At 68.6% G+C, this 12,880-nt stretch carries 15 protein-coding genes; 9 read left to right on the forward strand and 6 right to left on the reverse strand.

From position 1 onward, the window contains the following. Positions 1 to 26 precede the first annotated feature (26 nt). The 3 genes from ACFYV5_RS16205 to ACFYV5_RS16215 form a co-directional block, all read right to left on the reverse strand. Entirely contained in the window at positions 27 to 1,082 is a 1,056-nt protein-coding gene (locus tag ACFYV5_RS16205) for an aldo/keto reductase (protein ID WP_389168808.1), read from the reverse strand. Between the two features lie 178 nt (positions 1,083 to 1,260). Then, positions 1,261 to 1,629 carry an ArsR/SmtB family transcription factor gene (locus ACFYV5_RS16210; RefSeq protein WP_389168810.1) on the reverse strand — a complete coding sequence of 123 codons (369 nt, stop codon included), beginning with the start codon at positions 1,627 to 1,629 and terminating at the stop codon, positions 1,261 to 1,263. Then, positions 1,626 to 2,072 carry an SRPBCC domain-containing protein gene (locus ACFYV5_RS16215; protein WP_389168811.1) on the reverse strand — a complete coding sequence of 149 codons (447 nt, stop codon included), beginning with the start codon at positions 2,070 to 2,072 and terminating at the stop codon, positions 1,626 to 1,628. Before ACFYV5_RS16215 ends, ACFYV5_RS16210 begins: the two co-directional genes overlap by 4 nt. Positions 2,073 to 2,595: 523 nt before the next feature. Here ACFYV5_RS16215 and ACFYV5_RS16220 point away from each other — a divergent pair. Both ACFYV5_RS16220 and ACFYV5_RS16225 read left to right on the forward strand, forming a co-directional pair. Further along, positions 2,596 to 3,282, forward strand: coding sequence for a hypothetical protein (locus ACFYV5_RS16220; RefSeq protein WP_389168813.1), 687 nt, complete (start codon positions 2,596 to 2,598; stop codon positions 3,280 to 3,282). Positions 3,283 to 3,315: 33 nt separating this feature from the next. Further along, on the forward strand, positions 3,316 to 4,407 hold the full coding sequence (locus ACFYV5_RS16225) for a helix-turn-helix domain-containing protein (protein WP_389168815.1): 1,092 nt from the start codon (positions 3,316 to 3,318) through the stop codon (positions 4,405 to 4,407). A 27-nt stretch (positions 4,408 to 4,434) separates the two neighbouring features. On the opposite strand, the gene ACFYV5_RS16230 is transcribed toward ACFYV5_RS16225, so the two are convergent. Further along, on the reverse strand, positions 4,435 to 5,112 hold the full coding sequence (locus ACFYV5_RS16230) for an AAA family ATPase (RefSeq protein ID WP_389168817.1): 678 nt from the start codon (positions 5,110 to 5,112) through the stop codon (positions 4,435 to 4,437). Further along, entirely contained in the window at positions 5,109 to 5,867 is a 759-nt protein-coding gene (locus ACFYV5_RS16235; protein ID WP_389168818.1) for a GntR family transcriptional regulator, read from the reverse strand. Before ACFYV5_RS16235 ends, ACFYV5_RS16230 begins: the two co-directional genes overlap by 4 nt. 481 nt (positions 5,868 to 6,348) lie before the next feature. Between ACFYV5_RS16235 and ACFYV5_RS16240 the strand changes: the two genes are divergently transcribed. The 6 genes from ACFYV5_RS16240 to ACFYV5_RS16265 all read left to right on the forward strand — a co-directional run bounded on the left by ACFYV5_RS16240 (position 6,349) and on the right by ACFYV5_RS16265 (position 11,841). Beyond that, a complete protein-coding gene (locus tag ACFYV5_RS16240) occupies positions 6,349 to 6,606 on the forward strand; it encodes a DUF6284 family protein (protein ID WP_389168819.1) in 258 nt (85 codons plus the stop codon). Continuing rightward, positions 6,603 to 7,472 carry a DUF2637 domain-containing protein gene (locus ACFYV5_RS16245; protein ID WP_389168821.1) on the forward strand — a complete coding sequence of 290 codons (870 nt, stop codon included), beginning with the start codon at positions 6,603 to 6,605 and terminating at the stop codon, positions 7,470 to 7,472. Before ACFYV5_RS16240 ends, ACFYV5_RS16245 begins: the two co-directional genes overlap by 4 nt. Next, positions 7,472 to 7,801: an RRQRL motif-containing zinc-binding protein gene (locus ACFYV5_RS16250; RefSeq protein WP_389168823.1), complete on the forward strand. Its 330-nt coding sequence runs from the start codon at positions 7,472 to 7,474 to the stop codon at positions 7,799 to 7,801. The genes ACFYV5_RS16245 and ACFYV5_RS16250 overlap by 1 nt, the downstream gene beginning before the upstream one ends. A 19-nt stretch (positions 7,802 to 7,820) precedes the next feature. Beyond that, positions 7,821 to 8,063 carry a hypothetical protein gene (locus ACFYV5_RS16255; protein WP_389168825.1) on the forward strand — a complete coding sequence of 81 codons (243 nt, stop codon included), beginning with the start codon at positions 7,821 to 7,823 and terminating at the stop codon, positions 8,061 to 8,063. Between the two features lie 92 nt (positions 8,064 to 8,155). Beyond that, positions 8,156 to 9,739 (forward strand): hypothetical protein, encoded by a 1,584-nt coding sequence (locus tag ACFYV5_RS16260; RefSeq protein WP_389168827.1) that lies wholly within the window; start codon positions 8,156 to 8,158, stop codon positions 9,737 to 9,739. Positions 9,740 to 9,741: 2 nt separating this feature from the next. Beyond that, positions 9,742 to 11,841 carry a helix-turn-helix domain-containing protein gene (locus ACFYV5_RS16265; RefSeq protein WP_389168829.1) on the forward strand — a complete coding sequence of 700 codons (2,100 nt, stop codon included), beginning with the start codon at positions 9,742 to 9,744 and terminating at the stop codon, positions 11,839 to 11,841. A gap of 12 nt (positions 11,842 to 11,853) precedes the next feature. Here ACFYV5_RS16265 and ACFYV5_RS16270 read toward each other — a convergent pair whose 3' ends face one another. Further along, complete coding sequence (locus ACFYV5_RS16270; protein ID WP_389168831.1) at positions 11,854 to 12,105, reverse strand: hypothetical protein; 252 nt, start codon at positions 12,103 to 12,105, stop codon at positions 11,854 to 11,856. Positions 12,106 to 12,355: 250 nt separating this feature from the next. Here ACFYV5_RS16270 and ACFYV5_RS16275 point away from each other — a divergent pair, with 250 nt between their 5' ends. Next, positions 12,356 to 12,841, forward strand: a complete 486-nt coding sequence (locus ACFYV5_RS16275; protein WP_389168832.1) for a hypothetical protein — start codon at positions 12,356 to 12,358, stop codon at positions 12,839 to 12,841. Positions 12,842 to 12,880: the final 39 nt, after the last annotated feature.

Here is a 12,880-nt window from a genome sequence, read left to right on the forward strand (position 1 = left end):
CCAACGGCGGGACCGGCGATCCGGTTTCAGCCCGCCGCGCGGTCCGCGACCGGCCTGCGGCGCAGCGTCGCGTCGTCGAGGGACGGCGGGCGCCAGACCCCGTCCGGCTGATAGAGGTTCGTGCCGGGCGGGACGATCTCGTCGATACGGTCGAGGACCGCGTCGTCGAGGACGAGCGGGGCGCCCTTCATCAGCGCCTCCAGCTGTTCCCCCGTCCGCGGGCCGATGATCACGGAGGTCACGGCCGGGTGCGCGGCCGCGAAGGCGAGCGCCAGCTCGGGCAGCGAGCAGCCGATCTCCTCCGCGAGCGCGACGAGTCGCTCGACGGCGTCGAGCTTGGCGGCGTTGCCGGCGATCGTGGGGTCGAAGCGGTGCGGGGTGAGCGCGGCGCGCCCGCTGGTGAGATCGATCGGCCGGTCCTTGCGATACTTCCCGCTGAGGAACCCGGACGCGAGCGGACTCCAGGTCAGCACCCCCATGCCGTACCGCTGCGCCACCGGCAGCACCGAGGCCTCGACGCCCCGCGCGAGGATCGAGTACGGCGGCTGCTCGGTACGGAAACGGCGCAGGCCGCGCCGCTCGGCGACGTGATGCGCCTCGGCGATCTCCTCGGCGGGGAAGGTGGAGCAGCCGAACGCCCGGATCGTGCCCTGGGTCTGGAGGTCGCCGAGGACGGCGAGCGTCTCCTCGATGTCCGTACGGTGGTCGGGCCGGTGGACCTGGTAGAGGTCGATCCAGTCGGTGCCGAGCCGCCGCAGGCTCTCCTCCACGGCCCGGGTGATCCAGTGGCGCGAGTTGCCGCTGCGGTTGCGGCCCTCGCCCATCGGGAAGTGCACCTTGGTGGCGAGGACGGTGTCCTGCCGCCGCCGGGGGTCGCGCAGCGCCTTGCCGACGATCTCCTCGGACTCGCCCGCGGAGTACATGTCGGCGGTGTCGACGAAGTTGACGCCCTGGTCGAGGGCGGCGTGGATGATCCGTACGGAGTCGTCGTGATCCGGGTTGCCGACGGCGCCGAACATCATGGTGCCGAGGCAGTACGCGCTCACTTCGATGCCGGTCCCGCCGAGTACGCGATAGCGCATGAAGACCTCCTTCTCGGCGCGTGACTCTAGGAGTTGGAGTCCACTCCAGTGCAAGAGTTCGCGGTCGTCCGGCGCACGGTCCACGCGCCGACGGCATGACCGGGCGGCGTGACCGGGCGGCACGCCGAAGGCCCCGGCCGGTGTACCGGCCGGGGCCTCCGCGGGGTTTTCCCTCGATCTACGGCCGTCGCTCCTCGGGGTCGGTCCGCTCCGCCTCCTCGGCGACGCTCTTGATGCGGGCCAGACGCCGGTCCCAGTCGGCGGCCAGCGAGGCCATCCACCGTGCGGTGGCGTCCAGAGCGGCGGGGCGCACGGCGTACCGCACCTCGCGGCCGACCCGGCCGCCGGAGACCAGTCCGGCGGCGTCCAGGACGGCGAGGTGCTTGACCACCGCCTGTCGTGAGACGGGCAGCCGTTCGGCGAGCGTCGTCGCGGTGGCCTCGCCCTGTGCGGCGAGCAGGTCGAGCAGCTGACGCCGAGTCGGGTCGGCCAGCGCGGCGAGGACGCTGTCGACGGCGTCGGCGGCCCCGGAAGGTCCCTCCGTCACGTGGCGGCCTGTTCGGCGCGCGTCTTGAGCGCGCCGAGCTCCAGGGGCCAGCCTCCGCTGTGCTCCTTCAGGTTCTGGCTGCGCAGCTCCTCGGACCCGGCCAGCGCCGAGAACCCGCTCTCGACGACGCGGAGCCGTGTCTTGTCGCCTTCCTGGGTCAACATGAACTCCACGAGGGTGCTGTTGTTCTCGCGCAGCTCTTCCCCGGGGAACGCGCTGGTCCAGCGGTACGCCAGGTACGTCGGCGGCTCGACCTTCTCCACTCGTACCGGGAAGTCGCCGTGCTCGGGGTTCTTCGCCACCATCGACTCACCCTCCCTGGCCACAGTGCCAGGCAGGCTCGCCTTGTCGGCCACCCAGAATCCGGGCTGGGCCACCAGTGACCACACCCGCTCCAGGGATGCCTCGATCAGGGTGTCGCGCTCGATCCGGTCCTCGCTCATGACGGGCTCCTTCGACGTCGCTTGTCCGTGCAACCTCAGAGTTGCACATAAGCCGGGGAGCCGCAACCGTAAGGTTGCACATGAACGGGGTCTGAGAAACGAAGAAGGGCCCCGCAGCAAGCTGCGGGGCCCTTCGACATCGTGCCCGGTGAGGCACTGGCGGAGGATACGAGATTCGAACTCGTGAGGGGTTGCCCCCAACACGCTTTCCAACTGTCCGCACGGCCGTTCCGGGACGTTCGTGGACGTTCGCGCAGCAGCTCCAGCGAGGGGCGTGGACCGTGGCGAATCGCAGCATCCATCAGCGCACTGGACAAAGAACAGGACAAGCGCGGCCTCAGCCGTCGGGTGTTGATGCCACTGCCCGACGCCGACTCGGGGGGTGACGGACCCAAGCCTGAGGAACCGTACGGCCAAGGGGCAGCCACTCATCCGCGTGTTGTCAGTGCGGGTGTGTACCCTTCCCTTATAGATTTGAGCCCTCATCCGAGGGCTCGCATCCATAAGCGCCCCTGGAGGCAGGATGATCAATCTGGAAGCGGTCGGTGAGCCCGGCGGATACGCCGCCGACCTGGCGCAGCTCGGTGTCCGAGGGGAGACTCTCAGGCAGGCCATCGGGGCTAGCAACACCGAACGCGCGCTCTGCTCGAAGAAGCATGCTGCCCCGATCGCGCCCGGCATCTACGCCTACAACGGGCTGGTGACCAGCCTGAGCGCTCAGCTCGGGGATGAGGGCTGGGACAGGGTCAATCTGGCCGGTGTCCTTCCGATCATGCTGAACCCGAGCACCCGGGTCGCACTCGGCGTGACTAGCGGTAACTATCTGACCGGCCTCCGTAAGGGGCGCCTCCAGCCGAGCTCCCGCTACCCCAAGGGGGAGCTGACCCGGAAGCTCGTGGGGCGTAACGTGTCGCCCAGCCAGATCGAGTTCCTCGCCCGATCTGCCTTCATGGCGGACGAGCCTAAGGACGAACTGGCCGGCTACAACCTTTGGCTTGTCCTGGTCTACTTTGACCAGGACAAGAAGGAAATCAGGTATGAGGTTTCCCTCCCTGAGCGGCTGAGCGCGAAGGGATATGTGAAGGACTGGTACGCCCGCATCACGCCGCCGGAACCGTATTCTGTGGCAGCCGACGACTTCGAGATCGACGGGGACGACCCTAACGATGGGTTCGGCCCCCCGGACGTCGTTGCGGTCGAGCCGCTCTAAGCTCACCATCCGCACCACCCGAAAGATGAGGTCATGTTCACTCCTTCCCGGTTGGCTCTCGCCCGCAAGCGACGAGGCATGACTCTCGTTGAGCTGGGGGACCGGGTTGGAGTGACCAGCCAGAGCCTCTCGAACTACGAACGAGGACGGCAAACACCTTCTGCGCCCACGCTGAGGTCTCTCTCTGAAGTACTCGATTTCCCACTCAGCTTCTTCTCCGCGCCCGAAGTGGATGAAATCGATGGAAAGTCTGTAAACTTTCGCGCCCGAAGCAAGCTTGCGGCGTCGACCCGCGAAGCCGCACTAGCAGAGTCACGACTCGCTGTTGAGCTGAGCAACTGGATTGATGGACGCTTCAAGCTCCCATCGGTGAATCTTCCGACCCCAGGCAGGAAGATGGCGCCAGCGCTCGCCGCGGAGTATCTGAGATCAGCCTGGAGGCTGGGCGAAGACGCCTCCATTAGGAACATGATCCACCTTGTTGAGGCGCACGGGGTCCGCATCTTTTCCCTTGCGCCCGAATATCCAGAAGTTGATGCATTTTCCTTCTGGCGGGATGGGCGACCTTACATCTTTCTCAACACCATGAAATCTGCCCCTAGAAGTCGCTTTGACGTGGCTCATGAACTCGGCCACCTAATCATGCACGTCGATGATGACGCGGGGGTTCGAACCAGGGCCGCAGAGAAAGAGGCTGACGAATTTGCCTCGAACTTGCTAATGCCTCGCCGGAGCCTGGCTGCGAAAATTCCCGAGAATCCAACAACCGATCAAGTGATTCGTCTAAAGAAGCACTGGAACGTTTCTGCGCTAGCGCTCACTTATCGCCTCCACGCGCTCGGAAGGATTACGGATTGGCAGTACAGGCAATCTGTAATTGAACTGGGCCGCCTCGGCTACAGGACTGGGGAGCCGAATGGAGGTCCTCGCGAGTCCTCGATGTTGTTGCAAAAGGTCTTCGCCTTCCTGCGTGAACAGGGGACCATGCCTCGCCATGTCGCACATGAACTCAATACAAACCTAAGCGAGCTGAATAGCTGGGTTTTCGGATTGATTGTTACTGCGACTGCTGGCGAGGGCCAGGGCTCGGAGTTGCAAAGGCCACGCTTGCACCTCGTCAAGTAGCCCGGGGCGCGGCTTCGGCCTCCCGTGTCAGGGGCGAGAGGCGTCCAGGGCGGCGATCACGGTCCCAGGATCACCGTCGTACAACAGGTGCGCTTCATCTGCCTGAGGGGGGATGAAGCGGGTGCGATACCGTTGCAGGTCGCTCTCAGAGAAGTAGATCGAGTTCGGATCATTCGCGTGGAACTCGTTACGCACACTGATCCGCGCCCACAGCTCGTCGTGACTGGCTTCGAGGTAGACGAGTACAGGGATGGCATCGGCATCGGTGGCGATTGCACGCCACTTAGCTCGGTCCTCCGGGGTCCAAAAGCCGTGATCAACGACGACATCGCGCCCTGCTCTGAGCTGCTCCCTCAGATCAGTCGCCACGTCTTCCAGGACTGGCCGCTCAAGCGTGGGGAAGACGCCCCGCGGGAAGTCCACCCCGTAGACACCATGCCGGCGGAACATCTCCTCGTCCGGGCACAGCCGAACGAACCCGCGACCAGTGAGAGCGCGGGAAAGGGTTGTCTTTCCAGAGCCGGGAAGTCCGGCCATCAGGACGCAGAAAGGTGGGCGTGCGGGCATCGGTCTCGTCAGGATCCGGGAGATGGCAGCCACCTCCGCTTCCGCCTCGGGCGAGATTGCGCCAGCCCTGCGGGCCGCGAGCAGTGCCCCCAGCCGGTCTTCAAGCACGTTCGTGAGCGTGTCGTCCATGCCCCTCACGGGGAGACCTCCGATTCCGTCCGCCACGTCCGGCCGGGCCCTCCCAGGTCTACGCCATACTCAACGATATTGCCCTCGCTGTCGACGAACTTGGCTGTCATGACGACCACCGGTTCCGCAGGTAGGTTCTCAGGGTCCAGCTCCAAGAGCCGCGCGTATTCCGGCGTCATCAGGGAGGCTGAGGCGGTGTCGATGCGGTGGCTGATTGGGTGGCCGGTCGCGTGGGCGATGAGCTGGAGCGAGGTTCCTCCTGTCAGCCGCTCACTCGCCGCAAGCTGAGGGATTAGCTTGCCGTATCGAGCGGGGATCCACGACGTGCTGTGAGCGACGATGCCGTGCCGATCCCTGTACACGCGGCTGCGGCGGACCACGTCAGTGCCGGGTTGAAGATCCAAAGCTTGTGCTACTTCAGCAGGTGCGGGAACTACGGCCGCCTGATGCGAGTCGGACCTTTCACCATCGCCCCAGCTCGACCCGGTACGGCGCCCCCGGTCCTGCCGCTGGGACCCAGAAGACATGGGAGCCGGCAGGTCCAGGACCTCAGTGCCAATGCCGTGGATGCCTCGGACCAGCCCGTCGTTGCGCAGCTTGCGCAAGGCTTTCTCTGCTGTCGCCGTGCTCACCTTCCACTCTTCCGAAAGGTTTTTGATGCTCGGCAAGAGGGCGCCCGGCTGTAGCTGACCGGACGTAATCAGTTCCGTGTAGTGGGCGGCGATCCTCGCGTACGGCGCCCGATTGTCGGTCTGGCCTGGCATGTCGCTCACTCCCTGTCGTGACTTCCCTGGGGTTCCCTAGCGTACTGCTTGACACCGCAGGGAACCCTAGGGAACCTTAGGGACGTGCTCGTCGGCCGGTTCGCTGACCAACGGGTGCGGGACCTCAACGCGCCCGGAACCAGGGTCGCTTGAGGTCAAGGGGCCCGGGACAGAGCGGGCCGAGGGCGCCCGGGTCCTGGTCATTCACCGGAGGGCTTAGACCGAAAGGTCCCGTCCCCATACGCCTTCGCCAGGCATGGCGGCTCTACCTGACACGGGAGTCGCAGACCTGAAGGGGACATAGCACTACTCATCTCGCCGCAGCCACCCTCTGCGGCCGGTTGCCTCCTCTGCCCGTCCGGCCCGCTGGGTCGTACGGGCGGGGTCGAGGGGAGCCGGATGGTTCCAACGGCGAGAGGCCCCGGTGGTAGCACACCGGGGCCTCGTTCCGGGCCGTTCCTGTGAGAGAGGAACACACCCAATGAAGTCCATCGCTGCACTTCAGGCCGTTGTTACGGCCACCCCGTTCGACGGTGAGCCGTCGGATGCGGAGCTGGACGCGATCGAGGACGAGATGCCGCTGATCCTGGCGGAGGTCGACCTGCTCGACGCGCAGATCATGACCATCGACCGGCCGGCCACCGAGCTGGACACCCGCCGGATCCGCAGGGCCCGCAACCGGGTCGTGGCGGCCCGCCGCGATCTGACCAACCGCCTCGGCTCGGGTGAGGCGGCGTGAACCGCATCGGAAAAGCTCTGCTCGTCCTCGCGCTGGTCGCCGTGGTCGGCATGGCGTTCCGTGTCTCCTGGAACGCACTGCGGGACGTGGCTACGGCGGTCGGGGCGGACGAGACCGGCGCGAGGCTGTATCCGTTCGTGGTCGACGGACTGATGGCCCTGGCGCTGGTCGCCACGCTGGTGCTGACGGATCGGGCCGACAAGCGGTTCGCCCTGCGGGTCCTGGCCGCCTACACGGCCGCCTCGCTGGTGTTGAACTTCGTGCACGGTCTCGTTCCGGAGCTGCACGGCGAGTCGGTCGACTGGACGCGGCTGGCCGACTGGGACGCGGTCAACTGGCTGCTTGTCCTGCTCGCGACGTCGCTTCCGGTCGGGTCGATCTACTTCGGTTCCGATCTAGTCGCCAAGGTGCTGCATCATCGACCGATCGACCCGACGAATGCGGAGGAATCGACCCAGATCGACACGGAACGGTCTACCTCTGAGGTGGCTGAACCTGCTCCTGAGCCGGTCCCCGCGCTGGTCGAGCCGGTGACGCTCGAACTGGCCGCCCCGGTCGATTCTTCCGCCGAGGTGGAGCCGATCGATCGGGTCCCCGTTCGTGAGGTCGCGGCCGAGCAGTCGGCTCCGCGTCGGGCGACCGGTCGGGTCCCCGACGCGGCCCGATCGACTCACCCGCGCCGCACGGTCGATGAACTCCTGATGGAGGCACGGCAGTTGACCGGGTCGTGGCCGGTCGAGCAGTTGACGGCCGAGGGGATCCGTAAGGCGCTGCGGACGTCGCCGGACAAGGCCCGGATGCTGCGGGAGACCCTGCGGGCCGAGCGGACCGCCGAGCAGGCCCCTGACCCGGTCGCGGTCTCCTGATGGGCACCATCCCCGTCTACCGGTGGCGCCTCGCCCCCGACGGCTACGCCACCTACCGCCAGCTCCGGGCGCTCGGGCTCCGCCCCGGTGGGCAGGACGTCGCCGCCGAGCTGCAGCGCTCCCGCCGCCGCCGTGGCCCGCTGGTCGCCTACCTCTACCGCATCGACCAGGCCAAGCCCGTCCGCCCCATGACCCCCGCACGCCGGGCGGCCCTGGAGCGGGCGAACGCCGCCCAGCGCATCTGCCCCAACTGCCGCCGCGACGCTGGATACCGCATCCCGCGCTCGCTCGGCATGTGCACCCCCTGCGCCGACTCACCCACCACCTGATTGCGACAGGAGACACCGCGTGAGCAGCCAGACCGAACAGAACACCACGCCGGCCACCCAGCAGTACGGCTCCCACCACTATGTGCTCACCCTCGACATGCCCGGCCGGATCGCCGGCACCTGGCACGGCACCGTCACTCCGGGCCCGACCAGCACCCGCAACGACATGTTCCTGTGGCTGCGCGAGCGCATCAGGGCGGAGAACCCCGAGTTCACCGGGGCCAACGTCGTCTTCTTCTCCCTGGAGCCGAACCGGCTCTGACCTGCGACACCTCGCCCAGCAGGGCCCACACGCAAGCTTGGTAGGCGCGTCGTGTGGGCCCTGTTGTTCTCCGCGAAGGAGTGCACATCAGCATGACGGACACCACCCTCGCTCCGGTAGCAGGCCCCGACGCCCCTCCGGACAACACCCCGACCCCCACACCCGAACCCGCCCCGGCCCCGGCCGCCGCCGCGGTCGACCACACCCCGGGCGGGTGGCCGGTCGTCCCGCTCGCGGTGACCGGCACGAACGCCACCGCATCTCTCCTGGCGGCTGCCGCGCTGGTGGGAGGTCCGGCCGCGCTCGCGGTGGCCGCGACCGGCGCGGTCGTCCTCGGCACCGCCGCCGCAGCCACCCGCCATCGACGCGACCGCAAGACCAACGCCAAGACCGGCAGCGGTCGTACAACCCGTACGGGTACCACGGCCGGGACGGGATCGACCGGTCGCCGCAGTACGGGACGCGTACCGACGCAGGCCCGTAACGGAAACGCCGGCACCGGTAAGACCGCTGGTCGCGGGCGCGGCACCGGATCCCGGACCACTGGCGGATCCTCCCCGGCCGGGAAGAAGCCTGCCCGGCTGAGCAGCACGCGGGAGTCGCCCGCGAACGGTCTGTCTTCGTCGGGTACTTCCGCCTCTCCGCGCCGTTCTGCGGGCCGTCTGGGGCAGGTCAGGGCCCTGAGGGATGCGGCCAGGCAGACGTCGCCGTCCCGCGCTACACGCCGCAAGGACACCACGGGCGCTCGCCGTTCAGTGGCGGACGCCCGCCGCCAGGCCAGGGCCGAGCAGCGGGCCGCGTCGCTGCCGAGGAAGGGGGCGGTTGGCCGGGCCGTGGGCAAGGCCGCCGGACGCATCGGCAAGGCCCGCAGCGCGGCAATAGAGCGAGCCCGCGAGACCCGGGACGGCCGAGCGTCCGGGCAGGTCGCCGCTCGGCGTGATCAGGTTCGCAAGGCGCCCGCCCGGAAGCAGGCCCGGAAGGCTTTGCGCAGGTCGGCGGCCCGGTTCCAGCGCCGTCGGCTGCTCGCGGCCCTGCTCGCCGGGGCGCTCGGCATCGTCGGGCTGATCACGTCGCCGATCGGGCGGAAGCTGAATCTGCCGTGGCTGGTCCACCCCGGCCGCCGCCTCTACGCCCGCCTCATGCGCACCGCAGCCGAACAGCGCGAAGGCCGGGACAGCATCACGCGCGCCGAGTTGCTCATCAAGGAAGCCATCGCCGACGCCGAGGCGGCCGAGGAGAACGCCGAGCAGATCGGCGACCAGGTCGAGCGTCCGGCTGGGCTGGTCCCGGCAGCACCCACCACCAGCAACGACAGCATCGAGGGAGAGACCGTGTCGGGATTCCGGTTCGAGGAGTACGCGGCGGAGATGCAGGCCGCGGCCAACAGCTACGACCCCGAGAACGCCATGGAGATCCTGGCCATGGTCGAAGGACTGCCCGCCGCGCTCACGAGCGTGGCGAACGTGATGAAGATCCTCGCCGAGCGGTCCGACTCGGAGTTCCCGCTGGAGAAGGAAGTCGCGGGCGGCTTCAACGACATCTTCGGCGCCCTCATGGCCGCGGTCGCAGTCGCGGAGGACATGGGCCCGCTGTTCCGCACCGCACACGAGCAGGACATCGCCCGCCACGAGGACCCGCGCAACGGGACCCAGGCCGAGAAGGGATGGAACGTCTGACCATGACCACCAACAACACCGCCTCTACGGGGCCGGTGTGGGACTGGGCGGCTGGTCACGGACCCGTGACCGGCGCTCTGTCCGCCACCACCGGCGCCCTCGCCGTCGCCACCACCGGAGCCGCCACCGGCATGCCCCCCGGCTGGGCCCTCGCCGTCGGCGCCGCCGGCGCGATCGGCCACACCGTCACCAGCCTCCGCGACCGCCTGTCCGCCCGCACCGTCTCCATGCGCGCCGCGTCCTGGCTGGTCGGCGCCGGATGGACCACCTGGGCCATGACCACCGGCCCGCTGACCTGGGCCGCCCTCGGCTCCCTCGCGACCCTCGGGGTCGGGCTCGGCGCCGCCGCCCGCTCCACCCTCCTCCACGAGGAAGCCCGCGAACTCGAAGCCCTCGCACAGGCGGAACGCCAGGTCGCACGCGAACTCTCGGCCGAGCGCCGCGCGATCGCGGCCGAGTGGGTCGACCGGATCCAGCGCGTCTGCGGCATCACCGTGCGGGTGCTGGCCGTCGAGCAGTGGCCGACCGGCACCGGGTTCACGATCGACGCCGAACTCCCCGCGGGCGGAACGACCTACGACCGAATCGCTCGGGAGTCGGCCCGGCTGTCGGCGGATGCGCGGCTGCCGCACGGCTGCACCGCCAGCGCGTCGCAGGGCATCGATCAAGGCCGCGTCCTGATCGACGTCACGACCGTGAACGTGCTCGCCGAGGAGGTCACCTACCCGACCGACTACGGGCCGTTGTCCCTGCTCACGGGGATTCCGTGGGGTCTGCGGACGAACGCGGACGAGGTCCGCGCCTACCTGCGCGAGCAGTGTGCTCTCGTGGTCGGGCCGACCGGGTCGGGCAAGACGAACATGGTTCACACGATCCTCGCCGGATTCGCCCGCACCACCGACGTCCTGACCTGGGTGATCGACCTCAACGCCGGATCCGCCGGCCTGCCCTGGGTCCGCCCCGCCCTCACAGGAAACGGCGACGGTGCCGGTATGCGGCCGGGGGTCGACTGGCTCGCCTCCAACCACGAGGAAGCCGCACTGATGCTGGATGCGGCCGTGCGGATCGCGAAGCATCGCAAGATGGCCTACCAGGACCTCATGTCCAAGGCGAACACCGACCTGCTGCCCGTCTCCGCGCAGATCCCTCAGATCATGCTCGTGATCGACGAGGGCGCCGAGATCCTCGCGAGCATGGACCGCCCGTCCAAGGTCCTGGCCAGGAAGATCCTGGAAGTGATCCGGATCGCCCGCGCCATGGGCATCCGCACCGTCCTGACCGCCCTCGGCGCCACCGGCTCCGTCCTCGGCGACCTGATGATCCGCCGCGAGGCCAAAGTCCGCGTCGCCCTCACCGGCGGCGAGACCGAGGGCATGGACCTGAGCAAGCAGTTCCCCGGTTCACGCGGACTGCGCGTGGACCAAGCCCCCTACAAGGGCTCCGGGTTCATGGGCACCCCCGAATCCCCCGCCGCCCTGTTCAAGTCCTGGCGGATCCTCCCCAACCAGATCCGCGACATCGTCGCCGCCACCTCCGACCGCCACCCCGCCCTGGACGCCGTCTCCGCGAAGGCCGCCGGGCCCGACTACGCCCGCCGCTGGGACCACGCCCGCACCGCCTGGATCCACGACCACACCCCCAGCGCGGGCACCCCGGCCGAGGCGGCCAGTACAGGCGGGCTGAACCTGTTCGCCCTCCGCACCGAGCAGCCGCCCGTCGCGGAGTCCGAAGCGGACGCGCTCGCCCGGAAGTTTCGCGAGCAGATCGACGCCCAGTTCGGCACCACCACCGAGCCCACCCCGGATGAGGGGGAGGAGCGCGGGGAGCGTCCCGGGCTGAACCTGAGCGCGTTCCGGAACGGGCAGAAGGAGGGCGCGGCCCAGCAGGCCGCGCTCGATGTGCTGCTTGCCGCCGGCGCCGAGGGGACGGGGGCGTCGGCGATCGCCCGCGCGCTCGCCGAGGAGCACGGCACCAGCCGTCAGACCGTCGTCGGCTGGCTGAAGGAGTGGGCCGAGGAGGGCATCGCCGTGCGGATCGGGACCGGCACCAAGACCCGCTACGTCCACCACCGCCACGCCCCCGACAACCCTGCCGCGGACTGATCTCCGTCGCCTCTACTCCCAGCCCATGTTGCGGGCGACCATCTCCCGGGCTCGTTCCAGATCCTTCTCCGTGGTTCCGAGACCCCAGTCCTCCACTTGCGCCAGGAGGTCGGTCAGTGCCTGCTTCTCCGCCCGGTGGCTGACAGGGAGCTTGTCGAAGTCCAGCTCCATGAGCCAGTGGTAGAGCACCACCACGTCGGCCATCCACAGGCTGAACTCGGCATGAGAGTCAAGGTCCACAGAACCGGTTGCGTCGTCAGTCATGCGCTGACGATACGACCGACACCGGCGTCCCCGACACGGAGTATCACGGGCTTGTCGCCCCCACCCGATGAAGGGCCCTGGGCGGCTCTCAGAGGGCCGGAAACGGCTTGTGACCTGCAAGACGACAAGCGACAAGACAAGACAAGCGACAAGCCGCACGACAAGCCAGACGACAAGCGACACGACAAGCAGGCCACCGGGCAGCACCCCACCAGCGGGGTGCTGCCCGGCCCGTTGAGAGGGGCACCTTGTGCACGAACCGACCGCGTACGAGATCACCACCCCCCACCGCTGGACCCCGCCGCCGGCCACCACGAACCGGCCGGTGATCCTCCCGGCGGAGATCCCGCCCGGCGTCGACTGGGTCACCCTCCCCAACGGGGTCCGCACCCTCGCCTACACCCAGCCCGCACCCTCGCCGCCCATTCCGGTTACGGCCCCGCAGCCCATTCCGGCATGGGCCAAGACCACCGCCCTGCTCGCCCCCACCGTCGGTGGCGGGATCGCTGCCGCCGGGATCGGACTCTCCTACGCAGCCCCGGGACTCATCGCCATGAGCCAAGCCCTCTGGTCCGCCGCCGCACTCCTGGTTGCCGCCGTCATCGCCGTACCGCTGCTCCTTCGAGGGGCCCGGCGGGCCGCCGGCGGCGGAAGCGGGTCGTCGACGCACGTCACGCAGAACATCACCGCGACCGGCCTGTTCGGCCGGGCCAGCGGAACCATCAACCACCGCTGAAACGCCGAGAGCGGCCCCCGTCTCGCCAAAGTCCGGGGC

Origin of the sequence: Streptomyces sp. NPDC003035, from assembly GCF_042888285.1 — a bacterium.
GTDB lineage: Bacteria > Actinomycetota > Actinomycetes > Streptomycetales > Streptomycetaceae > Streptomyces.